Below are 24,558 nucleotides of genomic sequence, written 5' to 3'. Positions count from 1 at the left end.
TCAGGACTCATCCACAGCGTGTTTGGCAAATCAATATTTAAAAGTTACTCTGGTTTTATAAATCTCTTTTCACGAGTTGCAGATCCACTGGTTGTTGTTATAGCGGCAATTGCTGCATATTTCGTTCGATTTCCTTTTAATGAGGCTTTATTGCCTCATGATTATCGTTCTCTTGTTTTATTCGCCATTTTTTGTGTTGTAATAATATTCCCATCATTTGGTTTATATGCCTCTTGGCGTGGTCAAAGTCTTTTAAAGCAAGCTAGAAGTATATTCTTGGCATGGTTAACCGTTGTATTGCTGATGATAATTATCTTATTTAGTTTGAAAATCTCAGCTGATTATTCTCGATTATGGCTAGGTTGGTGGATGATGCTCGGACTGGCTTCTTTGCTTACCTTTCGTATGTTTATTTTTGGCTTTTTACAATACCAGCGTATGAAAGGTAAAAACTTTCGCCGAGTTATCGTTGTTGGTGCGGGTGATTTAGGCGAAAGATTGATTAATCAGGTAAATGAATCGCCTTGGATGGGTTTTAATATAGTAGCCTTGTTTGATGATGATGAGCATTTACATGGTGAAATGGTAGGTGAATATAAGGTAACGGGCGGGATATCTGATGTTGAGGCTTTTTTTAATAATGGCCATGTCCATGTAGATGAGGTTTGGATTGCGTTACCATTAAGGGCAGAGCAGAGAGTTAAAGAGTTACTGTATGAGCTTAGGCATCACCCTGTAAACATTAAACTAATCCCTGATATTTTTGGTTTTTCATTATTAAATCACTCAATGACTGAAATTGCTGGTTTACCAGCGGTTAATTTATCTGATACGCCTATGGGTGGGTCTAATCAGTTGATAAAAGCTATTGAAGATAGATTGTTGGCCTTGTGTATTTTTATATTAATTTGTCCACTTCTTTTAGCTATATCTATTGCTATAAAAGCGATATCTCCAGGGCCTATTTTATTTAAACAAAGGCGTCATGGTTGGGATGGTAGAATTATTAATGTGTACAAGTTTAGAACTATGGAGGTGCATGCAGAAGACGAAGGTTGTATTACTCAGGCATCTAAAAACGACAGCCGTATAACGCCATTAGGAGCTTTTTTACGGCGTACCAGTTTAGATGAATTGCCCCAGTTTTATAATGTAATGCAGGGGCGTATGTCTATTGTTGGACCAAGGCCCCATGCTGTACAACATAATGAAATGTACAAAGATCAGGTTAATAAGTATATGTTGCGCCACATGGTGAAGCCTGGAATTACGGGCTGGGCACAGGTTAATGGGTATCGTGGTGAGACGGATACTTTGGATAAGATGAAGAAGCGGGTTGAATTTGATTTGTTTTATATTGAGAACTGGTCGCTTTGGTTTGATTTGAAAATTATTTTTTTGACTATATTTAAGGGATTTGTTGGTAAGAATGCTTATTAGATATTAATTCCTCTTTGTTTCTCTTTTTCTAAGGGGGGAATGAAAGTCAAAATATTCGGCTATATATGCGTAGCTTATAGTTTATCTGGTAGACCTCTGTATTATTTGTGTTTCCTCTTTTTTTGAGAGAGTGAAAGTAGATAGTTGTTTAAATAACGGTTATAATTCGGTTTGTTTTTAGATGGTTTATATTGTAACTTGTTGATTTTAAAGTAAATAAAGGCAAGTGTTCTTTTTAGCTATTTGCGGATGTTTTTTGGATATTTATCTTAATTCACAGGATCAGGCGTTAGCCGTTAGCTCTACTCGGTATAGAGTAATGAGCTTGATGTCTGTTATTTACTTATTGATTTTCCCTCTTTCTTCTACTGTGTTGCATTCTGTCTCCGGATTGGTTGTTGTCTTGGCTTTTTTCAGTTCAGTATCCTTATATTTATTTCCATTTGAAGTGGTTCAGCGAATCAAACATAAAGATCGGGTGTTTTATTTTTCGATCGTATTTGTTGTGATTGTGGCGGTATTGTCTACTGCATTGTCTGGAATCGACCATATGGCTTCTAAAAAGCTTGGGAAATTCGTATATCTTTTGATGGTTATTCCAGTTTATTATTATTTTAAAACAGTTCGAATTAAACCAGAATGGATTTGGTATGGTCTAGCTTTAGGGGCTATTATTTCTGCTCTTGTTGGTGTTTATCAAATTACAAATGGTATTTATTATGACCCTAAATATCGTGGACGAGCTTATGGTGTTACGCATCCTATTATTTATGGTAACTTAGCATTGTTAATGGGGGTAATGTCGTTAGCAGGGCTTTCCTGGTTTAAATCACAGGGGCGTTGGTTTACGTTACTGCCTGTGGTTGCTGTGATTTGTGGTCTTCTGGCAAGTATTTTGTCTCAATCTCGTGGTGGTTGGGTAGCTATTCCTTTTTTAGCAATTGTGTTTTTACGTTTTTCTTCACTTCACTTATCAAAGTTAAAAATTTTATTAAGCTTAGTTGTAGTGGGAAGTATATTTGTTGCCGCTTATCATGTGCCGCAATCTGGTGTTAAGGTGAGGATGGATAGAACGATTGATAATATGCAAAAATACTTCACAGTAAAAGAAATGAAAACGGCTGGGGGTACCTCGGTTACATCTCGTTTTGAAATGTGGCAGGCCTCATGGTCTATTTTTATAGATAACCCATTGATTGGAGTTGGTTGGGGGCATTATCAGGAAAATGCTAAAATACTGGTGTCTAAAGGTGAAAGAAATAAATCGATTAGTAACTGGAGTCACCCGCATAACCAATATTTTTCTGCAATGGTAAGTGGTGGAGTATTCGCATTATTAGCTATTATTCTGTTATTTTTTATACCTTCTCGAATATTCTATAACGCTTGTAGATCACCAGAAAAATCTGATGATACTAAAGCTATTGCATTAGCTGGACTGTTATTGATGGTAGGCTTTATTATTTTCAATATGTCAGAAAGCTTGCTTGAGCGTTCTCGTACGGTTTCGTTTTTTATCTTTTATTTGGCTTTGTTTATGGCGGGTATTCGCGACCCTGGTGATGAAGTTTTTAATCATAATGATGATAAAAAGGTTATTGCTCATTAGTCATTTTTTTCTGGCTTGTTTTTGTATCGTGCCTGTATCATTAACAGCTTCCCTTCACGCAAGAATCGAGTGATGGTTATAGGTGTGAATTTATTCTTATAGGCTGTTTTATGTAAAGTGGTTCTTGTGGAAATATATTTTTTATAAAAACACACTGGTTTACAGGATAATTAAATGAAAGTTTTAGTCGTCGGCGGTGCGGGTTATATTGGTTCCCACATGGTGAAAATGCTTAACAAAGCAGGTCATGATGTAATTACTTTAGATAATCTCTCAAATGGTTATAAAGATGCGGTTAAGTATGGTGAGTTTGTAGAAGGTGATATTGCCGATGAAAGTTTATTAGATAAGTTATTTTCTGATAATAACTTTGATGGAGTGATGCATTTTGCTTCTTATATCCAGGTGGGTGAATCCGTTGAAAAGCCATCTATGTATTATCGTAATAATGTAAGCAATACGCAGGTATTGCTTGATGCGATGGTTGATCATGGAGTTAAGAGTTTTATTTTCTCATCAACTGCGGCCACATTTGGTGAACCTGATTATACGCCCATTGATGAAGCGCATTCTCAGAAACCTATTAACCCGTATGGTCACAGTAAATTAATGGTTGAGCAAATTCTTCGCGATTTTGACCATGCCTATGGTTTGAAGTCAGTTAGTTTGCGTTATTTTAATGCTGCGGGTGCTGATCCTGATGGAGAGTTGGGTGAGCGACATATACCAGAAACTCATTTAATCCCTCTTGTGTTGCAGGCCGCTTCAGGCCGTCGTGACAATATTACTATTTTTGGTGCTGATTACGATACGCCCGATGGGACCTGTATACGTGATTATATACATATTAATGATTTATGTAGTGCGCATTTGTTGGGGCTGGAGCATCTGGTTGCTGGTGGTGAAACAAAAGCGTACAACATGGGTAATGGTCTTGGCTATTCTATTAAAGAGTTGATCGATATAGCTAAAGAAGTCACAGGTAAAGATTTTACAGTATTGATGGGCGAGCGACGTGATGGTGATCCGGCTCGACTGGTAGCAGATTCTTCTTTATTGCAGAAGGAGTTAGGCTGGAAGCCAGAATTTGCCGGGCTAGATGTGATTTTACGGCATGCCTGGGAGTGGGAGCTGAAATACTCCGAGTGGGGTTAGGTATCACCTTAGTAGTTTGCCTGGAGTTATAAATTAAATAATGCTAACTCTCCTTAATTCCGCTCTTGAAAAAGAGGGGGATTTTGTTTTTGCATCTTATAACTTTCATTAATAAAGGCTAAAATACCCGCCAATTCAAAATTAACCACAGAATCAACAAGTAATGAGCACAGAAGAAACCACAAAACCTGCAAATTTTATTCGTCATATCATCGATGCGGATCTCGCCGCAAATAAAAATGATGGCAAAGTCGCTACTCGTTTTCCACCTGAGCCAAATGGTTATTTACATATTGGGCACGCTAAATCTATAGTGCTGAATTTTGGTGTTGCTGAAGATTATAACGGCACCTGTAACCTGCGATTTGACGATACCAACCCTGAAAAAGAGGATGTTGATTTCGTTAATTCGATTCAGGAAGATGTTAAGTGGCTGGGCTTTGACTGGCAGGATCGTTTGTATTATTCGTCGAGTTATTTTGATCAGTTGTTTGAGTATGCGCTTGAGTTAATTAAAGCAGGAAAGGCATATGTCTGTGATTTAAATGCGGAAGAAACCCGTGAATATCGTGGCTCGTTAAAAGAAGCGGGTAAGAACAGTCCGTATCGTGATCGTTCTGTTGAAGAGAATCTTGATTTGTTCGAGCGTATGAAAAAGGGTGAATTTGATAATGGTGTGCGGGTTTTGCGTGCCAAAATTGATATGGCTTCGCCCAATATAAATATGCGTGACCCAATGCTTTATCGAATTCGAAAAGGGGTTGAGCATCATCAAACAGGAGATGCGTGGTCTATTTATCCAATGTATGATTTCACTCATCCCATTTCAGATGCAATTGAAGGTATTACTCATTCTCTTTGTACACTTGAGTTTGCCGATCATCGCCCTTTGTATGACTGGGTGCTGGATAATATTTCAATTGAATGTCATCCACAGCAAATCGAATTTTCTCGTTTGAATTTGCAGTATACGGTGATGAGTAAACGTAAATTGACTCAGTTGGTTGATGAAAAACTGGTTAGTGGTTGGGATGATCCTCGTTTACCAACTATTGCGGGTTTGCGGCGACGTGGTTTTACTCCGGGCTCTATTCGTGAGTTTTGTATTCGTATTGGTATAAGTAAAGTCGAAAACTCTGTTGAAATGGGCATGTTGGAAGCAACCATTCGTGAAGACCTTAATGTTAACGCGCCTCGACGCCTTGCTGTTATGAATCCGCTTAAGGTAGTTATTGAGAACTATCCTGAAGATAAAGTCGAAGAGTTAAATGTTCCTAATCACCCTCAAAACGAAGATTTTGGTAAACGTAGTGTGCCTTTTAGTCGTGAAGTTTATATAGATAGAGAGGATTTTCGCGAATCGGCCAATAATAAATTTAAACGCCTGGTGTTGGATAAAGAGGTGCGTTTGCGTTCAGGTTATGTGATTCGTTGTGATCAGGTTATTAAAGATGAGCAGGGTGAAATTACAGAGCTGCGTTGTTCATATGACCCTGATACTTTAGGTAAAAAACCGGAGGGTCGTAAAGTGAAGGGGGTTATTCACTGGGTATCAGTAGCTCATGCTATACAGGCAGAGGTGCGCCTATATGATCGCCTGTTTAATCATCCAACGCCTGATGATGGTAAAGACGGTATTGATTTTAAAGAGCGTATGAACCCGGGTTCACTTCTTGTGTTAAAACAATGCATGCTTGAGCCTGCATTGGCAGATGCTGAATCAGGTGAGCGTTTTCAGTTTGAGCGTGAAGGTTATTTTTGTCGTGATGCGGGTTCGCCTGATGATCTGGTGTTTAACCGTACTGTGACGCTTCGTGACTCATGGGCTAAGGAAGAAAAGAAGTCTTAAGTCATTGATCGTAAGTCTTCCAGTTTCCCGCAGTGGTTGGAAACTGGAAGGGTTAAAAGAAAAACTGTTTATCAGGTCTGTGACTTACGACTAAGGCCAATTAGCCCCAGTAAGCCTGAGCCCATAAGCCATGCGCTAGCGGGTAATGGAACAGGTGACGGGGTTGTGTGGTTAAATGAGCCCGCAGTTCCAGGTGTACCAAAATCGCCTGAACCAAATGCGGTTGTTGTTGCCGCATAATTTGATGGCAGCATCACTGCGTCAATTAATTCCATGCTTGCACCTGCTGGTGCGAAACCAGAGTCGTAATCCAGGCGTAGCAACTCTCCCAGTGCGTCAGAAAAAATAATCTGATCACTGCTATTCCCTAATGAGAAGCCACTGTAAACATAATCTGCAGTGAACCCTCCATTTAAGGTGCTGTTACCATTACGAGCCATTACAAAGTAACTGCCAGAGCTTATTTGTAAACTGCTGTCTGTGGAAATGGTATGGTTATTACTGCCGTCGTCTGAAAGCATTAAGCCGCTTAAGTTTATGCTTTCACTGGTAGGGTTAAATAATTCAAACCATTCTCCCTGAGTGTCAGAAACGGCTGACGGGTTTGCCATGATTTCGGTAATTAATAAATCACTGACAGTAGCCGTTTGAGCAGTTGATGAGAAAATACACGCTAATACAAAACCCGTAGAAAAAAATAATCGGGTAAATGATACTTTTAAGTGTTTCATTTGAAACCTCCATATTAAATTTGATCACATCATGTGCTCCACTGCGGATGTGAGCTACCTGTGAAAAGTAGCTCGCAAACCCTAACCTATGGCCGTTTTAAATGGCAAGCATCTTTTAAGTATTAGGAATTACTTAAATAAAGGGGATTTTCTTAAATATATTGTTGACGGGTGGTAAATTGCTCCCTATAATTCGCGCTCTCTTTTGATGAGTCTCTTTATTTGAGTGCTGATCGAGATGGGACTGCGTCCCCATCGTCTAGAGGCCTAGGACACCTGGTTTTCATCCAGGCAACAGGGGTTCGACTCCCCTTGGGGACGCCACTATTACTAAAGCCGGAACTTACGAGTTCCGGCTTTTTTTATGTCTATAAAAAACTTTAATTACACTGTTATAACATGACTCCATCGGGGAAAGATTGCCGCTTTTTGCGCTCTGTCCCCCTGCTGTGATGCCATCAAAAGTAATACGAAGTCACTTACTTGAGTGCTTAATTTGAGCGGAATTACCTCAAAGAATTAGATTTGTAAAAAGTTGGGCCTGACTTTGAGTAAATAAATCAGGAAAATTATCCACAAAATACCAACCTAGATAAGCAAATAGTAATGGAGGCGATTCCATATATTTGCTATACTCAGCCGGATTTTTACACGATTTTTAATACTTTATTCTTAGGCGGGGGCAGTCATTCATTGGTTGCTCCCGTTTCGTATGTTTAGCGGAGGCATAATGAGTCAAAAAGCGCTGTTAGCGTTAGCAGATGGTAGCCTGTTCTGGGGTTTATCCATTGGTGTTTCCGGTGAGTCAATCGGTGAGTGTGTATTTAATACTGCCATGTCCGGTTATCAGGAAATTCTTACCGATCCATCTTATTCGAGACAAATAGTCACGCTTACCTATCCGCACATTGGTAATACGGGTGTTAACTCAGGCGATGAAGAATCTGCTCAGGTGCATGCCGCGGGTCTGGTTATTCGTGACTTGCCGTTAGTCGCTAGCAACTGGCGCAGTGAAATGACACTGTCAGAATATCTTGAAAAGCACAATGTAGTCGCGATTTCAGATATTGATACGCGTCGCTTAACTCGCATCTTACGAGAAAAAGGTGCACAAAATGCCTGCATCGTTGCGGGTGATAATATTGATGAAAAAGCAGCAATAGAAAAAGCACAGGCATTTGCCGGTTTAAAAGGCATGGATCTGGCAAAAGAAGTAACCACTGAAAAAGCATTTGAGTGGACTCAGGGTAGCTGGGGAATAGAGACAAATACTCATAAACAGGTTGAGGCTAAAGATTTATCTCATCACGTAGTTGCTTACGATTTTGGTATCAAACGTAATATTTTAAATATGCTGGTTGATCGTGGTTGCAAGGTAACGGTAGTACCGGCAAAAACATCTGCTGCTGATGTGTTAGCTATGTCTCCAGACGGGGTGTTCCTGTCAAATGGTCCAGGTGATCCTGAGCCATGTGATTATGCAATTACCGCCATCAAAGAAGTTTTAGAAACTGATATACCCATGTTTGGTATTTGCCTGGGTCACCAGTTACTGGCTTTAGCCTGTGGCGCACAAACGGAAAAAATGAAATTTGGACATCACGGTGCAAACCATCCCGTACAGGATACAGAAACTAAAACGGTTATGATCTCAAGCCAGAACCACGGTTTTGCTGTGAATGAAGAGACATTGCCGGATAATTTGAAACCGACTTATCGTTCACTGTTTGATGGGTCTTTGCAGGGAATTCACCGTACCGACAAACCAGCATTTGGTTTTCAGGGGCACCCTGAAGCAAGTCCGGGGCCCAATGACGTATCACCCGTATTTGATCACTTTATTGAACTGATTGAGAAAAGATAGAAACCATGCCAAAACGCACCGACATAAAAAGTATATTAATTATAGGCGCAGGCCCAATCGTAATTGGTCAGGCGTGTGAGTTTGACTATTCCGGCGCCCAGGCCTGTAAAGCGCTTCGTGAAGAAGGTTTCCGTGTCATTCTGGTTAACTCGAATCCAGCAACAATCATGACCGATCCGGGTATGGCGGATGCGACGTATATTGAACCGATCACCTGGAAAACGGTTGCACGAATTATAGAAAAAGAAAAACCGGATGCATTGTTGCCTACTATGGGTGGTCAAACCGCATTGAACTGTGCGCTTGATTTAGATCGTGAAGGTGTGCTGGAAAAATTTAATGTAGAAATGATCGGTGCGCAAAAAGAAGCCATCGACATGGCTGAAGATCGCGAGAAATTTAAAATTGCGATGGAAGAAATTGGTTTAGATATGCCCCGTGCTGCTGTTGCGCATAGCATGGAAGAAGCTTATCAGGTTCAGGCAATGGTAGGTTTTCCAACGATCATACGCCCATCATTCACCATGGGTGGTTCCGGTGGTGGTATTGCGTATAACAAAGAAGAATTTGAAGAAATTTGTAAGCGCGGTTTAGATCTTTCACCAACTAAAGAATTATTAGTAGAAGAGTCTATTCTCGGTTGGAAAGAATATGAAATGGAGGTGGTGCGAGACAAAAATGATAATTGCATCATTATCTGTTCAATAGAAAACTTTGACCCTATGGGGATTCACACAGGTGACTCTATAACGGTTGCGCCGGCACAAACCTTAACGGATAAAGAATTCCAGATTATGCGTGATGCTTCATTGAAGGTGTTACGTAAAATCGGCGTTGAAACCGGTGGTTCAAATGTTCAATTCTCAGTAAATCCTGCTGATGGCCGTATGACCATTATTGAAATGAACCCACGAGTTTCACGTTCATCTGCATTAGCTTCAAAAGCAACGGGTTTCCCAATTGCAAAAGTAGCAGCAAAGTTAGCGGTAGGTTATACGCTGGATGAATTAAGCAATGACATAACTGGCGGTGCGACGCCTGCATCATTTGAACCTTCAATTGATTACGTGGTAACAAAAATTCCACGTTTCACATTTGAAAAATTCCCGCAGGCCGAAAATACCTTAACTACACAGATGAAGTCTGTGGGTGAGGTTATGGCGATTGGTCGTACTTTCCAGGAATCAATGCAAAAAGCCTTGCGCGGTCTTGAAGTGGATGTGGATGGTTTCAGTGAAATTTTACCTGAAGATATGTCTGATGAAGATATAGAAACCACATTACGTCAGGAGTTACAGCAACCCGGTGCCGATCGTATCTGGTATTTAGCTGAAGCTTTCCGTAAGGGGAGAATGGATTACGATACCATTCAACAGTTAACTCATATTGATCCCTGGTTCCTGGTGCAGGTTGAGGACATTATTAATATTGAAGAAAATTTACGCACGCGTAAGTTAACCGATATTGATAAAGATGAAATGTTTAAGCTAAAACGTAAAGGTTTTGCTGATCGTCGTATGGCTGTATTGATGGGCGTTTCTGAAAATACGGTACGCGAGCATCGTCAATCTCTGGGCATTCGTCCGGTTTACAAACGTGTTGATACCTGTGCGGCTGAGTTCTCAACTGAAACAGCTTATCTTTATTCGACGTATGAAGAAGAATGTGAAGCGCAAACCAGCAACAAGGAAAAAATTGTTGTTCTAGGCGGCGGCCCAAACCGAATCGGTCAGGGTATTGAATTTGATTACTGTTGTGTTCATGCTGCTTTAGCAATGCGCGAAGATGGTTATGAAACCATTATGATTAACTGTAACCCTGAAACAGTTTCTACCGATTTTGATACTTCAGATCGTTTGTATTTTGAGCCATTAACATTGGAAGATGTGCTTGAAGTGCTGGAGCTGGAAAAACCCAAAGGTGTGATAGTTCAGTACGGTGGGCAAACACCATTAAAACTGGCTCGTGATTTAGAAGCAGCTGGTGTGCCTATAATTGGTACGTCACCTGATCGAATTGATCTGGCAGAAGATCGTGAAAGATTCCAGCAGTTAATTGAAAAACTGGGTCAGAAGCAACCACCAAATCGTCTTGCTCGCTCTGCAGAAGAAGCGACAGGTCAAGCTGAAGAAATCGGATATCCGATTGTTGTGCGCCCATCTTATGTTTTAGGTGGTCGTGCTATGGAAATTGTTCACAACGAAGCAGATTTAGCTCACTACATGAAAACAGCAGTGAGCGTTTCAAATGATGCGCCAGTTTTACTGGATCGATTCCTGGATGATGCAATCGAAGTAGATGTTGATGCAATTTGTGACGGTACTGACGTTTTAATTGGTTCTATTATGGAGCATATCGAGCAAGCAGGTGTTCACTCCGGTGACTCTGCTTGTTCGTTACCGCCTTACAGTTTATCTAAAGAAATTCAGGATAGATTGCGTGAACAAACAAAAGAAATTGCGCTTGAAATGCAGGTAATTGGATTAATGAATATCCAGTTTGCGATTCAGGGTGAAGAAATTTATATGTTAGAGGTTAATCCTCGTGCATCTCGTACTGTGCCTTTTGTTTCTAAAGCGATAGGTGTGCCTTTAGCTAAAGTAGCTGCACGCTGTATGGCGGGTGTTTCGCTGAAAGACCAGGGTGTTACTGAAGAAGTAGTTCCTGATTATTATTCAGTAAAAGAATCGGTATTCCCATTCGTTAAATTCCCGGGTGTTGATCCTTTGCTGGGTCCTGAGATGAAATCAACGGGTGAAGTAATGGGTGTTGGTCGTACTTTTGGCGAAGCCTTTGCGAAAGCTCAGTTAGGTGCAGGTGTAGATTTACCAACTTCAGGCAAAGTATTTGTGAGTGTGCGTGAGCGTGATCATAAAGCGGCTGTTGAGGTTGGGCGATTATTAAATGAGTTGAATTTTGAAGTGCTTTCAACTCGAGGAACCGCTGCGAAATTAAATGAAAATGGCGTTGACTGCACAGTGGTAAACAAAGTGTATGAAGGTCGTCCTCATATTGTGGATATGATTAAGAATGATGAGATTGCGCTGATTGTAAATACCACTGAAGGTAAACAGGCGATTTCTGATTCATTTACTATTCGTGCTGCCGCATTGCAGCATAAGGTGAGTTATACGACTACTATTGCAGGTGCAAAAGCTACCTGCATGGCTCTTAAGTCTCAATCGGAAAACCAGGTAAACCGATTGCAGGATCTTCATCAAGAGATAGCGTCTAGATAGTCTTTATTTAAAAATAAAAACCTAATTATCCTGGTATTTTTTTATACTCAGGATCCAGCGACTTTAGATATGAATGAAGTCACTAATATTCAGTAATAAAACTGAAATATAGAATATATGTTTCGTGAAATTTTCTCATAAGGAGATAACGAAGTGGATAAAGTACCCATGACTGTCCGTGGCTCAAAAATGCTAATGGATGAATTAAAGCAGTTAAAGACGGTTGATCGTCCGAGAATTATAGAAGCAATCGCTGTGGCACGAGAGCACGGTGATTTAAAGGAAAATGCAGAATACCATGCAGCTCGTGAGCAGCAGAGTTTTTGTGAAGGGCGAATAAAAGAGATTGATGGAAAATTAGGTGTTGCTGTTGTTATTGATGTAACTAAGCAAAATGCCAATGGCAAAGTAATCTTTGGTACCACTGTTGATTTGTGTGATGAAGAAACAGGTGAAGATATTACCTATCAAATCGTCGGTGAAGATGAAGCGGATATAAAGGCAAATATGATTTCTGTGAATTCACCTATTGCCAGAGCATTAATTGGCAAGCAGGAAGGTGATGTTGCTGAAGTTAAGACGCCAGGTGGTATTCGTGGGCTGGAGGTTGTTGAAGTTCATTATATTTAAAGTACGCTAATAAATTGGTTAGAATTCCAATCAATAAAAATGTAATGATTCTGGTTTTGTTCTAAGTTATCGCTCAGTGACTCGAGTCAGGCCGCGTATAAAATTCTATTATGAAATGTATTTGAAAAAATGCGTTTATATCATAAACATCTAGTGAATAAGAGTAAACACCTGATTACTGATAGACTTTCATCTCAAAAACAGCTAAAACACGTATGAATAATACCAATCTGGTTTACAGAGTAGAAGCGTGGAACAGTCAAAATGACTAATAAAGAAGAATTGTCTAAAATTCATGTATTAGGTCAGGATAATCAACAGCAATTTGTACAGCTTATGAATGTTGACCGTGATGATGAAATTAATCTACTTGATTTGTGGCTTGTTTTAACTAAACGTCGTTTTATGTTGTTTGCTATATTTCTGGCTTTTTTAATAGCGGGTATTGCTTTTTCATTTATTAAGCCTGTTGCTTTTGAATACACGGCTGTATTACAAATTGGTAAAATACTAGTCGATAATGATGGTGTGAAATCATTAGAATTTATTGAGTCTCCTGGTAATGTGCTTGAAAAACTTAATAAGAGTTATATTCCACTTGCGCAAGTTCAATATCTTAATGAAAACCCTCAATTAACTCAGGCGCCTAAAATCACAGTTAAGTTGTCTAAAAATAGTGATTTACTGGTTGTTACTACTCGAGGTCAGGAAAGTGATGCATTAATTTACTTAGCTGTGATTCAGAGTGTTGTCGACTCTATTCAGAAGGATCATCAGCCACAATTAGATGTTTTTAAAAATAAGTATGAGTTTGCATTGCAGAAGGAGGTGATGGCCCTTGAGGTGCTTACCGATCCGGTTACATTGAAATTGAAGAAAAAAACATTTGAAACAAAAATATTAAATTCGAATATTATTATTCAGAATTTAAATGATGAATTATTAGTTAGCGTGCATAAACAGCAATTGATTGTGCAGAATAAAAATAATCGTATTAAGCTAGCCGCATTATCAGATGAGTTTGGAAAACTTACAGCTGATTTAAGTCGTATAGATGAGGTTGATAAGCTTCTGGAAAGTCGTATTACTGATTTGTCTGATACGATCGAAAAAGAACTACATAGCCGTAAGAAAACGATTAACAATATTAATTCAGGACCTGAGGCAATGACCGTATTATTGCTTGATAATCAAATTCAATCTAACCGTAATAAATTATCGGATATTGAAGAACGCTTAACGATTAAGCAAAAAAGTTTACGAGAAAAACTTAATAATCAAATAAAGTCGAATAAGAGATCCCAGTATTATCACAAGCAATTAATATCGGATATAGATAATAAGTTGCAAAAGCAAGATATAGATAATGAGCAGGCTCAGCAAATAGAAAAAAGTAAGGGATCTGCTTTACAATTGGGTTTGGCTAAAATGCTGCTTGATCATCAAAATAATATATTATTAAAAAAAGAAGTAATAGCCGGTCTTCAATATGAGTTAAACGGTTTAAGGGATACACGAGCAGTAATTGCACCAATGAAGTCATTAGAGTCTGTTGGTATAGGTAAGAAATTAATTGTAATTGTGTCGTTAATGGCCGGCTTGTTTGTGGCTATTTTCGTTGTGTTTTTTACTGAGTTCCTGTCGAATGTCAAAAAACGTGCTCAAACTGTTTAATTAATGGTTATTTTTTAGGTAATTCAATTTTGGGTTTTTCACGATTGCGCCGATATAGCGTTAATGTTTTACCAATTTTTTGAACTGTTTCAGCCGAAGAGGTATTAATCAGCTGTTCAATTACAGATGCGCAGCTGGCTTTGTTCTCGCCAGCTATCTTGATTTTTACTAGTTCATGAAAGTCTAGCGCAATCTCGAGTTCTTTTAGAATATTGTCTGTGACGCCGTTCTGGCCAATCATTATCACGGGTTTGAGGTTATGTGTCAGGGTTTTAAGGTGTTTTAGTTGATGTTTTAAAAGTGGCATATGGCTTTAGTCGTCACAAGGGCTCGTTTAAATGTGGAGTGTTCTGTTAGCAAATGCTAAACGCGGTCATAATTATATACTAAATAGAGGTTGATATGTCGGTTCTTATAACGGTAGAATTTGCGCGTTAAAGTAGTAGTGAATCATAAAAATTGGAAGATATTATTAATATGAGTGATTTGAAAAACACCGATCATATGGCTTCGCAGTACGAATTAGAGTCAAATGTACGTTTTGTGATGCTGAATTCAGCTCAGCAGGATGATGAAATTAGCCTGATTGATTTATGGTTGGTGCTGGCTAAACGAAAAATATTGTTGTTTACAGTAATGCTGGTGTTTACTGCTGCGGGTCTCATTTTTTCGTTTTCGATGCCAAAGCAGTATAATTATTCAACTGCAATTGAAATCGGAGCTATGTCTTATGGGACATCGGGTCAACCGGTTTATATAGAAAAGCCATCAAGCCTGTTAGCTAAAATTAAGCAGAGTTACATACCGTTAATGGCAAAAGAGTATTTGGTTCTTCATCCTGAATTTGAAAAAATGCCCGATATAAAAGTTAAATTAGAAAAAAACAGTAATATCATTTTTATTGATTTAAAAGGGCAGGAAGACTACGCCGATGTTTATATTGAATTACTTAATTCTCTTATTCTCAAGATAAAACAAGATCATCAAAGGGTTTCATTATTAAAAAGAAAAGACCTAGAGTTGTCAGAAAATCAATTTAAAAATGAAATTATGATGTTGAAAGAGCAAGAAGGTTTGCTGGTTTCGCAAAATAAACGTTTAGATACGAAGAAAGTTCTGTTGGAAAACCGAATAAAAGAAACGGGTGATTTTGTAAAGGCTTCGACAAAGATAAAACGAAAAGCAATGAGGGAAGTGGGTACTGAAGGGCAGGCTATTTCATTAATGATGGTCGATGCTGAGATTAGAAAAAACCGTAATACATTGGCAAGGTTAGAAGAGCAGTTACAGATAACTTTAGAAAATACACGTGAAATTAACAGCAATAAACTCACTGAAAACCACCGAAAACAGCTTCAGACAAATGAAGAGCTTGAAAGGTTAGTTATACAGCAAAACAACTTGTTAGAGACTCGTGCGATTACAGAGCCTCTGCAATCATTAAAGTCGGTGGGTATGGGGCGGATAATAATAGTTGTTGTATCGTTTTTTGCGGGGTTGTGTATTGCCTTATTTGTTGGTTTTTTCGCAGAGTTTCTTGAAAAAGTTAAAAAGCAGGCCACCACTGCATAATCTAATTCCTTAATTCAGAGTTTACAAAGTAAATTATTGTGGCAAGAAGCAAATCAAGCGGTAACTGGCTGAAAGAGCATTTTGACGACGAATTCGTCAAGCAGTCTCAAAAAGACGGCTATCGTTCACGTGCCGTATATAAACTCAAAGAAATCGATGAAAAAGATTACCTGCTCAAACCGGGAAGCGTTGTTATAGATCTAGGCGCGGCCCCGGGTAGCTGGTGTGAGTATGTTGTGCGCAAACTTAAAGGCAGGGGGCGTATAATTGCTCTGGATATTCTTCCTATGGACCCAATGGAGGGTGTAGAGATCATTACTGGTGATTTCCTTGAAGAGGAGATATTTGATGAGCTGTTAAATACACTGGGATCTGATAAACCGGACCTTGTAATTTGTGATATGGCCCCCAATATGAGTGGGCAGCAGGCAGTAGATATTCCCCGAGCCATGTATATGGCTGAACTGGCGCTTGATTTATCTCAGCAGGTATTGAAACCTGAAGGGGGTTTACTGGTCAAACTCTTTCAGGGTGAAGGTTTTGATGAGTATGTCAAACAGATGCGGCTTCACTTTAATCGTGTTGTTATGCGTAAGCCTAAGGCGTCTCGGGCGCGAAGCAAGGAAGTATACGGCCTTGCTACGGGGTTTAAAGGTTAGGCGGTTGTTTTTCTCTCCAATGCCCCCATTGTAAAAGGCATTCAGAGATGTATTTGATGCTAGCTTTTAGCCTGTCTGTGTAGTATTTTTATAATAATGTTTAATTAACCGAGGTGTTGTCTTGAACGACCTGGTCAAAAATTTGATTCTATGGGGTGTTATTGCCCTTATTCTGTTATCTGTATTCAGTAATTTCTCTCAACGAGCAAATAAAGAGGCTGAATTTGCCTATTCCGATTTTACTTCTGAAGTAAAGAATGGAAATGTCTCAGAAGTTGTTATAGCAGGTCGTAAAATCACTGGTAAAACGCGTGATCTAAAGGTTTTTAGTACTTATAGTCCTGAAACTGACAATACGGCTATGTTAGGTGTTTTGCTTGAGAATAATGTAAAAATTGTTGCGAAAGAGCCTGAGCAGCCTTCGTTATTAATGAATATCTTTATATCCTGGTTCCCGTTCCTGTTGTTAATTGGTATCTGGATCTTCTTTATGCGTCAGATGCAGGGCGGCGGCGGTGGTCGTGGTGCTATGTCATTTGGCAAGAGCAAAGCGCGTATGCTGGGCGAAGAAGAAATTAAAACAACATTTGCAGATGTGGCGGGTGTTGAAGAAGCCAAAGACGAAGTTGGTGAGTTGGTTGAGTTTCTGCGTGATCCGGGTAAATTCCAGAAACTGGGTGGTCAGATTCCACGTGGTGTTTTGATGGTGGGCTCTCCTGGTACAGGTAAAACTTTACTGGCTAAAGCTATTGCAGGTGAAGCTAAAGTTCCATTCTTTACTATTTCAGGTTCAGACTTCGTTGAAATGTTCGTAGGTGTCGGTGCGTCTCGTGTGCGTGATATGTTTGAGCAGGCTAAAAAACATGCACCTTGCATTATCTTTATTGATGAAATAGATGCGGTAGGTCGTCATCGTGGTGCTGGCGTTGGTGGTGGTCACGATGAACGTGAGCAAACACTGAATCAGTTATTGGTTGAAATGGATGGTTTTGAAGGTAATGAAGGTGTAATCGTTATTGCAGCAACTAACCGTCCTGATGTGCTTGATCCTGCATTATTACGTCCTGGTCGTTTTGACCGTCAGGTCGTTGTGCCGCTTCCTGATGTGCGTGGTCGTGAACAGATTCTTAAGGTTCATATGCGTAAAGTGCCCGCTTCTGATGATGTTAAAGCGTCTTTGATTGCTCGTGGTACACCGGGCTTTTCAGGTGCTGATCTGGCTAACCTGGTGAATGAAGCGGCATTGTTTGCGGCTCGTGAGAATGCCAGAGAAGTGTATATGGATCACTTCGAACGAGCTAAAGATAAAATCATGATGGGCGCTGAGCGTAAATCAATGGTTATGTCTGAGGACGAGAAGAAGTTAACAGCCTACCATGAAGCAGGTCATGCCATTGTTGGTCGTTTAGTGCCTGATCATGACCCGGTTTATAAGGTTAGTATTATTCCCCGCGGTCGTGCTTTGGGTGTGACTATGTTCTTGCCTACAGAAGATCGTTATAGCTATAGCAAACGTCGTCTGGAAAGTCAGATTTCCAGTTTATTTGGTGGACGTATTGCTGAAGAAGTTATTTTTGGTCTTGATAATGTAACTACTGGTGCTTCAAATGATATAGAACGTGCTACCGATATTGCGCGTAATATGGTTACCAAGTGGGGATTGTCAGAAAAGTTAGGTCCATTGGCGTACTCTGAAGATGAAGGTGAAGTATTCCTGGGGCGTTCTGTGACTCAGCATAAAAATCTTGCGGATGATACTGCTCGAGTAATAGATGAAGAGATTCGTGAATTTATTGATCGTAATTACAAGCGCGCTGAAGAAATGTTGAATGATAATCTGGATATTCTGCATTCCATGTCAGATGCTTTAATGAAGTATGAAACGATTGATTCAGACCAGATCGATCAATTGATGGCACGTAAGGACGTGAGTCCTCCAAAAGACTGGAGTGATGATGATAAGCCATCAACACCAGATTCTTCAAAAAAAGAAGAAGCTAAAAAAGAAGATAAAGGTGATGGGTCTATAGGTGGTCCAGCCAGTCTTCACTAACGAATACAGTAATCTTAGTATTGTAGGGCACCTGATATAGGTGCCCTTTTTCGTTTTATGGTGCCTGTTAATGGTGATAGTATTTTATTGTCTGAAGTCATGTGCATAATCAAAGCTGTCTGTTGGTAAGGTTGTTGTTAAAGTGTAGTAAAGCTATTGTGATTTGACGGGGCAATTGTTGATGCTATGGTTTATTGAGTTGGGGCATGTTTTTTAATATTTGTCTGGAATTAAAGTAGCAAATAAATAATAAGTAGAGTTTTAATTTAAATATTATGAGTCGTTTTTATTCTTTGTTGTCATCTAATAAATCTCTGGTTATGGGTATTCTCAATACAACCCCGGATTCTTTTTCAGATGGGGGGCGATTTAACACTGTTGAATCGGCGCTGACACAGGCTCTGGAAATGCATCGCCAGGGTGCAGTAATAATTGACGTGGGTGGAGAGTCTACTCGTCCGGGTGCTGAAGAGGTGTCTGTTAGTGATGAGCTGCAGCGAGTTATTCCTGTTATCGAGCTGATCAGAAAGCAAAGTGACGTGTGTATCTCAATTGACACCAGTAAACCTGAAGTGATGAGTGCAGCAGTTAACGCGGGTGCTGATATCATAAATGATGTAAATGGTTTGCGCGCGAATGGAGCTTTAGAGGCTTGTGCGTCATTAAATGTGCCGGTCTGTTTAATGCACATGCAGGGAGCACCGAGAACGATGCAGGTAAATCCACATTATAAAAACGTAGTTGATGATATTAAGTGTTTTTTTGAGCAGCGTATTAAATCGTGTGTTGACGCTGGAATTAAACGTAATAATTTAATACTGGATCCGGGTTTTGGTTTTGGTAAAAGTCTTGAACATAATTTACAGTTATTAAAAAATCTGAATGAATTTCAATCTTTTGATTTGCCATTATTAGTCGGTTTATCACGTAAGAGTATGCTGGGTGCAATACTTGAAAATGCACCGTCTGATCAGCGATTATATGCAAGTGTTGCTGCTGCGGTACTTGCCAGAACAAACGGGGCTAGTCTTTTTAGGGTGCATGATGTGCAGCCGACTGTTGAGGCGCTTAAGGTTTGTGATGTTATGAATGCTGTGTAATGATGATCTATACTTATTAAGCGCTAGTTATCAGATTGATTAAAAAATAAATACTGATAACGGATTTACGGCATAAATATAAAAGTAATTAATGGAAAATTGAATGGCAAAAAAATATTTTGGAACAGATGGTATTCGTGGGCGTGTTGGTCAGGGGCAGATGACGCCTCAGGCGGTAATGAAACTGGGCTGGTCTGTCGGTAAAGTGCTGGCAAATCATGGTAATAATCTGGTGGTTATTGGTAAAGATACTCGTATTTCCGGATATATGTTTGAGGCTTCACTTGAAGCGGGTTTATCTGCTGCAGGTGTAGATTCGAAGATTATTGGTCCAATGCCAACACCTGGTATTGCATATCTCACGCGAACATTACGCGCTTCGGCTGGTATTGTTATCTCAGCTTCACACAACCCTTTCTACGATAACGGGCTTAAATTTTTCTCTGCAGAAGGTACCAAGTTGCCAGATGATATTGAAAATGAAATCGAGGCAATGTTCGAAAAAGAAATGGAAATTGTTGACTCGGCATCGCTTGGAAAAGCTGAACGTATTGAAGATGCGCAGGGCCGTTATATTGAATCATGTAAAGCAACAATACCGATTGGCACAACATTTAAAGGTATTAAAGTTGTGCTGGATTGTGCTAATGGAGCAACCTACCACATAGCACCGAATGTATTTGCTGAGCTGGGTGCCGAGGTAATAACCATTGCTGATAAACCTGACGGTGTAAATATTAATGAGAACTGCGGTTCAACTCACCCTAATACATTAGCAGCAGCCGTATTGCAGAATCGAGCTGATATTGGTATTGCTTTTGATGGTGATGGTGATCGACTGATGATGGTTGATAGTAAGGGGCAGATTATAGATGGAGATGAAATTCTGTATATTATTACCAAAGCCAGACTGGCTGCTGGTGAGCCCCAGGGTGGTGTCGCAGGAACGATGATGAGTAACCTGGGGCTGGAGCTTGCTATTAAGAAACTGGGTCTTGAGTTTGTACGTACTGATGTGGGTGATCGTTACGTGATGGAGTGCCTGAGGGAGAAAGGCTGGTCATTAGGCGGAGAAAACTCAGGTCATATCATTTGTCTTGATAGAACTACAACGGGTGATGGTATCGTATCTGCCTTACAGGTAATGGCGTATCTGGCTGATTCGAATTCTACTTTGGTAGAAGCATTAGCGGATATGACGATGATGCCTCAAATATTAATTAATGTGCCCCTGCCGGTTAAAACCAATCCGATTGGTGAGCCTAAAGTGCAGCAGGCTGTAGAAGAAGTAGAAAAGCAGTTAAATGGACGGGGTCGTGTATTATTGCGTGCTTCAGGTACTGAACCCTTGATACGGGTTATGGTTGAAGGAGAAGAAGGTAAGCAGGTTACAGCTTATGCGCAGCAAATTGCAGATGCAGTATCAGCTTCTGTGGCGCATGCCAATCCGAGCTAAGCCGTAAGTCAGGCGGCGTAAGTTAGAAGTCAAAAGCGAGCCACCCTCGGGGAGGTTCGCTTTTTTTGTGTTTATTGACTTAAGGCTTCTAACTTACGACATAAGACGGTCACTTCCAGCTTGCAACAAGGCGTTCAGCCCTATAAACTGTGCCCCCTTTAAAAATAAGAATTCGGAGTGGATCTATGCGTAAACCAATGGTAGCTGGCAACTGGAAAATGAATGGTTCATGTGAATCGGTTAAAGAGCTTGTTGCGGGTATCAAAGAAGGTATGGGTTCGATAAATAATGCGGTTGTAGTGGTTTGTCCTCCTGCGGTATTTATTCCACGCGTATCAGGTGCAGCTGATGGTTCTGATATCAAAATTGGTTCACAGAATATCTGTGATGAAGATAAAGGTGCGTTTACTGGCGAAATTTCAGGTGAAATGCTGAAAGAAATTGGTTGTGAGTATGCCATTATTGGTCACTCTGAACGCCGTGCTTTATATGGCGAAAGTGATGAGCTGGTTGCAAAACGTTTTGCTGCGGCTCGTCGTAATGGTCTTAAGCCTATCTTCTGTATTGGTGAAACGCTTGAAGAGCGTGAATCTGGTGTAACAAATGATGTTTGTTCACGTCAAATTGATGCGGTAATTTCACTAGAGGGTGTTGAAGCGCTAGCTGATGGTGTTATTGCATATGAGCCTGTATGGGCAATTGGTACGGGCAAAACAGCAACTCCTGAACAAGCTCAGGAAGTACACGCATTTATTCGCGGCAAAATAGCTGCGCTTAATGCTGAAGTGGCTGAAGGTTTACAAATATTATACGGCGGTTCAATGAATGCAGGTAATGCAAAAGAGCTTATTGGTCAGTCTGATATCGATGGTGGTCTGATTGGTGGTGCGTCACTGAAGCCTGCCGATTTTCTAGCAATCTGCCAGGCGGCAGGTTAAGGGTAAAAACTAAGTGATTTCAATTCTTCTTGTTATACATGTGTTGCTTTCTCTGGTCATTATTGGCCTGATAATGCTTCAGCGCGGTAAAGGTGCTGATGCAGGTGCAGCTTTAGGTGGTGGCGGCGGTTCATCGGGCTCGGTATTTGGTGCACGTGGTGCAGCTAATTTTCTGAGTCGAACTACAGCGATACTTGCTGCTGCTTTCTTCTCAACCAGTCTGGGTTTAGCTTATTTTTCTGCCCAGTTGGGTGGCGAAAGTAGTGTGGATAATGGTTCAGTACTTGAGCAGCCTGCTGAGTTACCGGCAACAGATATGCCTATGCCAGCTGATATGCCTGATGCAGAAATGCCTGCGCCTGTAGACTCAGCACCGGCAAGTGATGTTCCTGTAGCTGATGAAGCTCCAGCTAGCGATATTCCTGCTTCAGAATAGAAAGTTACTCTATCGCGATCTAAAGATCGCTCCTACTGTGAAAACCTCAAATGTAGGAGCGGTCTTTAGATCGCGATTTTGTTTGTAATATATTTCACGCCGATGTGGTGAAATTGGGTGAATGGCGGGCAAGGAGCCATTCACGCACAACAGGATGTTGTGCCGGGTATGCGTAAAATTAAGGGAGGGCAGGAGGCCCGAGCGTTCGTGAAGATAATAAAGTATAAATCACGCCGATGTGGTGAAATTGGTAGACACGCTACCTTGAGGGGGTAGTGGGCTTTGCTCGTGCTGGTTCGACTCCAGTCATCGGCACCATATTTAATAAATATCAGGTTCATTTTTAACATTAAAATACACCTGATATTTATAAAAGCAAAATAATAAAATAATAATATTCTTAAAAAGAATAACGCATTTTAAAATTCAAAAATTCAGCAAACCTTACTTACATAACAATTACTATAAATCGCACTTATCATGGAATACACATAATAAGTGATGACAATCGCAAACTTTTTGACTAAAGTCAGTGCTGAAAAAATATTACAAGAGCTTTACCTCGTCGTTACTGGCTGTGAGAAAATTATAAAATGCTCGAAAATTACATACCCGTTTTAATATTTATCTGTGTTGGTTTATTCGTTGGTGTCGCTATGATTGCGCTTGGTGGATTTATTCTTGCTCCCAGCAAGCCCGATGAGGTAAAAAATTCACCATATGAGTGCGGCTTCTCCGCATTTGAAGATGCGCGACTGAAGTTTGATGTGCGTTTCTATCTGGTTGCTATCCTGTTTATTATTTTTGATTTAGAAATCGCCTTTTTATTCCCCTGGGCTATTGTGCTTGAAGATGTTGGTTTATTCGGCATTGTTGCAATGGGCATTTTCCTTGGAATATTAGTGATTGGTTTTATATATGAGTGGAAAAAAGGGGCGCTAGAATGGGAATAGAAGGCATTCTGGAAAAAGGTTATGTAACAACCTCTGTTGATACGGTTGTTAACTGGGCGCGTACTGGTTCTATGTGGCCAATGACATTTGGTCTGGCCTGTTGCGCAGTAGAAATGATGCAAGCTGGAGCTTCACGTTATGATCTGGATCGCTTCGGTATAATATTTCGCGGTTCACCTCGTCAATCAGATGTAATGATTGTTGCGGGTACCCTGACAAATAAAATGGCACCGGCACTTCGCAAAGTTTATGACCAGATGCCAGAACCACGTTGGGTTATCTCAATGGGGTCATGTGCCAATGGTGGTGGTTATTATCATTACTCTTATTCTGTGGTCAGGGGCTGTGATCGAATTATTCCCGTAGATATTTATGTGCCCGGTTGTCCTCCGACAGCTGAAGCGCTGATATATGGCATCATTCAATTGCAAAACAAAATTAAGCGCACCTGCACTATTGCGCGTCAGGCTTAATAAATATGAGCAAGATTGAAAAGTTATCAGAACAGCTTGAACAGTCCTTTGGAAGTCAGCTGCAAAGTAAAACATTAGAGCTGGGTGAGATCACAATCGAAGTATCTGCAAGTGATTATCTCGCGGTTTGTAAAAAATTGCATAATGATGACGCTTTTGCTTTTGAGATTCTAATAGATTTGTGTGGTGTTGATTATTCTGCTTATGGTCAGGATGAATGGAAAACCGATGCATCCGCAAACGGCTTTAGCCGGGGTATTGATAGTGCGCAGCATGGTCGTTTAAAATTTGGTGACGAGCTTCCTAAAAACCAGTCTGACCGTAAACGTTTTGCAGTCGTGTCTCATTTATTATCAATTAAAAATAATCAACGTATTCGTGTTCGCGTGTTTGCTGAAGATGATGCTTACCCTGTTGTTAAATCAGTTGTAGATATCTGGAATGGTGTTAACTGGTTTGAGCGAGAAGCGTTTGATCTATTTGGTATTCATTTTGACGGGCATCCTGATCTACGTCGTATTCTTACCGATTACGGTTTTGTGGGTCACCCTTTTAGAAAAGATTTTCCTTTGTCAGGTAATGTTGAAATGCGTTATGACGAAGAACAGAAACGTGTTGTATATGAGCCTGTGAGTATTGAGCCACGCGTTCTTGTGCCACGGGTTATTAGAGAAAATAATAATCGTCAAGACCTGTCTGCTAATGAATCGGAAAGTGAAGAATAAAC

General features: G+C 40.2%; 19 protein-coding genes, 2 tRNA genes and 1 pseudogene. 20 read left to right on the top strand and 2 right to left on the bottom strand.

What is annotated here, in order from left to right; all coding sequences use genetic code 11:
* Window positions 1–9: 9 nt before the first annotated feature.
* From DIZ80_13960 to DIZ80_13945, 4 genes are all read left to right on the top strand, one after another.
* Complete coding sequence (locus tag DIZ80_13960; protein ID RDH81207.1) at window positions 10–1,440, top strand: undecaprenyl-phosphate glucose phosphotransferase; 1,431 nt, start codon at window positions 10–12, stop codon at window positions 1,438–1,440.
* A gap of 319 nt (window positions 1,441–1,759) precedes the next feature.
* On the top strand, window positions 1,760–3,049 hold the full coding sequence (locus tag DIZ80_13955) for a hypothetical protein (protein ID RDH81206.1): 1,290 nt from the start codon (window positions 1,760–1,762) through the stop codon (window positions 3,047–3,049).
* A gap of 174 nt (window positions 3,050–3,223) precedes the next feature.
* Window positions 3,224–4,204 carry a UDP-glucose 4-epimerase GalE gene (galE, locus tag DIZ80_13950; protein RDH81205.1) on the top strand — a complete coding sequence of 327 codons (981 nt, stop codon included), beginning with the start codon at window positions 3,224–3,226 and terminating at the stop codon, window positions 4,202–4,204.
* A gap of 163 nt (window positions 4,205–4,367) precedes the next feature.
* The gene (locus DIZ80_13945) at window positions 4,368–6,053 is read left to right on the top strand and encodes a glutamine--tRNA ligase (protein ID RDH81204.1); all 1,686 of its coding nucleotides are present in this window, start codon (window positions 4,368–4,370) and stop codon (window positions 6,051–6,053) included.
* A gap of 71 nt (window positions 6,054–6,124) precedes the next feature.
* Here the strand turns inward: DIZ80_13945 and DIZ80_13940 are convergent.
* A pseudogene (locus DIZ80_13940) lies at window positions 6,125–6,211 on the bottom strand (PEP-CTERM sorting domain-containing protein).
* Between the two features lie 821 nt (window positions 6,212–7,032).
* Here DIZ80_13940 and DIZ80_13935 point away from each other — a divergent pair.
* The 5 genes from DIZ80_13935 to DIZ80_13915 all read left to right on the top strand — a co-directional run bounded on the left by DIZ80_13935 (window position 7,033) and on the right by DIZ80_13915 (window position 14,191).
* A tRNA-Glu gene (locus DIZ80_13935) sits at window positions 7,033–7,108 on the top strand.
* A gap of 406 nt (window positions 7,109–7,514) precedes the next feature.
* Window positions 7,515–8,648, top strand: a complete 1,134-nt coding sequence (locus DIZ80_13930; GenBank protein ID RDH81203.1) for a carbamoyl-phosphate synthase small subunit — start codon at window positions 7,515–7,517, stop codon at window positions 8,646–8,648.
* 5 nt (window positions 8,649–8,653) lie between these two features.
* Window positions 8,654–11,887, top strand: a complete 3,234-nt coding sequence (gene carB / locus DIZ80_13925; GenBank protein RDH81202.1) for a carbamoyl phosphate synthase large subunit — start codon at window positions 8,654–8,656, stop codon at window positions 11,885–11,887.
* Between the two features lie 153 nt (window positions 11,888–12,040).
* Complete coding sequence (locus DIZ80_13920; protein RDH81201.1) at window positions 12,041–12,517, top strand: transcription elongation factor GreA; 477 nt, start codon at window positions 12,041–12,043, stop codon at window positions 12,515–12,517.
* 264 nt (window positions 12,518–12,781) lie between these two features.
* Complete coding sequence (locus tag DIZ80_13915) at window positions 12,782–14,191, top strand: hypothetical protein (GenBank protein ID RDH81200.1); 1,410 nt, start codon at window positions 12,782–12,784, stop codon at window positions 14,189–14,191.
* Between the two features lie 7 nt (window positions 14,192–14,198).
* Here DIZ80_13915 and yhbY read toward each other — a convergent pair whose 3' ends face one another.
* Complete coding sequence (gene yhbY / locus DIZ80_13910) at window positions 14,199–14,498, bottom strand: ribosome assembly RNA-binding protein YhbY (protein RDH81199.1); 300 nt, start codon at window positions 14,496–14,498, stop codon at window positions 14,199–14,201.
* Window positions 14,499–14,668: 170 nt separating this feature from the next.
* Here yhbY and DIZ80_13905 point away from each other — a divergent pair, with 170 nt between their 5' ends.
* From DIZ80_13905 to DIZ80_13855, 11 genes are all read left to right on the top strand, one after another.
* Window positions 14,669–15,763, top strand: coding sequence for a hypothetical protein (locus DIZ80_13905; GenBank protein RDH81198.1), 1,095 nt, complete (start codon window positions 14,669–14,671; stop codon window positions 15,761–15,763).
* A 38-nt stretch (window positions 15,764–15,801) separates the two neighbouring features.
* Complete coding sequence (locus tag DIZ80_13900) at window positions 15,802–16,422, top strand: 23S rRNA (uridine(2552)-2'-O)-methyltransferase RlmE (protein RDH81197.1); 621 nt, start codon at window positions 15,802–15,804, stop codon at window positions 16,420–16,422.
* A 121-nt stretch (window positions 16,423–16,543) separates the two neighbouring features.
* Entirely contained in the window at window positions 16,544–18,475 is a 1,932-nt protein-coding gene (locus tag DIZ80_13895) for an ATP-dependent zinc metalloprotease FtsH (GenBank protein RDH81196.1), read from the top strand.
* A 275-nt stretch (window positions 18,476–18,750) separates the two neighbouring features.
* Complete coding sequence (gene folP, locus DIZ80_13890; GenBank protein RDH81195.1) at window positions 18,751–19,575, top strand: dihydropteroate synthase; 825 nt, start codon at window positions 18,751–18,753, stop codon at window positions 19,573–19,575.
* Between the two features lie 103 nt (window positions 19,576–19,678).
* Window positions 19,679–21,031, top strand: coding sequence for a phosphoglucosamine mutase (locus tag DIZ80_13885; GenBank protein RDH81194.1), 1,353 nt, complete (start codon window positions 19,679–19,681; stop codon window positions 21,029–21,031).
* Between the two features lie 185 nt (window positions 21,032–21,216).
* Window positions 21,217–21,969 (top strand): triose-phosphate isomerase, encoded by a 753-nt coding sequence (locus DIZ80_13880; protein RDH81193.1) that lies wholly within the window; start codon window positions 21,217–21,219, stop codon window positions 21,967–21,969.
* Window positions 21,970–21,982: 13 nt separating this feature from the next.
* Complete coding sequence (locus DIZ80_13875) at window positions 21,983–22,405, top strand: preprotein translocase subunit SecG (GenBank protein ID RDH81192.1); 423 nt, start codon at window positions 21,983–21,985, stop codon at window positions 22,403–22,405.
* A gap of 232 nt (window positions 22,406–22,637) precedes the next feature.
* Window positions 22,638–22,723: transfer RNA gene (locus DIZ80_13870), tRNA-Leu, on the top strand.
* Window positions 22,724–22,998: 275 nt separating this feature from the next.
* Window positions 22,999–23,358, top strand: a complete 360-nt coding sequence (locus DIZ80_13865) for an NADH-quinone oxidoreductase subunit A (protein ID RDH81191.1) — start codon at window positions 22,999–23,001, stop codon at window positions 23,356–23,358.
* On the top strand, window positions 23,349–23,831 hold the full coding sequence (locus DIZ80_13860) for an NADH-quinone oxidoreductase subunit B (GenBank protein RDH81190.1): 483 nt from the start codon (window positions 23,349–23,351) through the stop codon (window positions 23,829–23,831). Before DIZ80_13865 ends, DIZ80_13860 begins: the two co-directional genes overlap by 10 nt.
* A gap of 5 nt (window positions 23,832–23,836) precedes the next feature.
* Window positions 23,837–24,556 carry an NADH-quinone oxidoreductase subunit C gene (locus tag DIZ80_13855; GenBank protein ID RDH81189.1) on the top strand — a complete coding sequence of 240 codons (720 nt, stop codon included), beginning with the start codon at window positions 23,837–23,839 and terminating at the stop codon, window positions 24,554–24,556.
* Window positions 24,557–24,558 lie beyond the last annotated feature (2 nt).

It is taken from the genome of endosymbiont of Galathealinum brachiosum (assembly GCA_003349885.1).
Lineage (GTDB): Bacteria > Pseudomonadota > Gammaproteobacteria > SZUA-229 > SZUA-229 > SZUA-229.
The sequence above is the reverse complement of the archived record's forward strand: the minus strand, read 5'-3'. Positions and strand labels throughout refer to the sequence as shown.

Excerpts from the sequence above, each read along its gene's own strand:
- DIZ80_13945 (RDH81204.1), top strand. The coding sequence starts at position 4,368 with ATGAGCACAGAAGAAACCACAAAACCTGCAAATTTTATTCGTCATATC.
- DIZ80_13885 (RDH81194.1), top strand. The coding sequence starts at position 19,679 with ATGGCAAAAAAATATTTTGGAACAGATGGTATTCGTGGGCGTGTTGGT.
- DIZ80_13865 (RDH81191.1), top strand. The coding sequence starts at position 22,999 with ATGCTCGAAAATTACATACCCGTTTTAATATTTATCTGTGTTGGTTTA.
- carB (RDH81202.1), top strand. The coding sequence starts at position 8,654 with ATGCCAAAACGCACCGACATAAAAAGTATATTAATTATAGGCGCAGGC.
- DIZ80_13930 (RDH81203.1), top strand. The coding sequence starts at position 7,515 with ATGAGTCAAAAAGCGCTGTTAGCGTTAGCAGATGGTAGCCTGTTCTGG.
- folP (RDH81195.1), top strand. The coding sequence starts at position 18,751 with ATGAGTCGTTTTTATTCTTTGTTGTCATCTAATAAATCTCTGGTTATG.
- DIZ80_13905 (RDH81198.1), top strand. The coding sequence starts at position 14,669 with ATGAGTGATTTGAAAAACACCGATCATATGGCTTCGCAGTACGAATTA.
- DIZ80_13880 (RDH81193.1), top strand. The coding sequence starts at position 21,217 with ATGCGTAAACCAATGGTAGCTGGCAACTGGAAAATGAATGGTTCATGT.
- yhbY (RDH81199.1), bottom strand. The coding sequence starts at position 14,498 with ATGCCACTTTTAAAACATCAACTAAAACACCTTAAAACCCTGACACAT.
- DIZ80_13955 (RDH81206.1), top strand. The coding sequence starts at position 1,760 with ATGAGCTTGATGTCTGTTATTTACTTATTGATTTTCCCTCTTTCTTCT.
- DIZ80_13915 (RDH81200.1), top strand. The coding sequence starts at position 12,782 with ATGACTAATAAAGAAGAATTGTCTAAAATTCATGTATTAGGTCAGGAT.
- galE (RDH81205.1), top strand. The coding sequence starts at position 3,224 with ATGAAAGTTTTAGTCGTCGGCGGTGCGGGTTATATTGGTTCCCACATG.
- DIZ80_13860 (RDH81190.1), top strand. The coding sequence starts at position 23,349 with ATGGGAATAGAAGGCATTCTGGAAAAAGGTTATGTAACAACCTCTGTT.
- DIZ80_13855 (RDH81189.1), top strand. The coding sequence starts at position 23,837 with ATGAGCAAGATTGAAAAGTTATCAGAACAGCTTGAACAGTCCTTTGGA.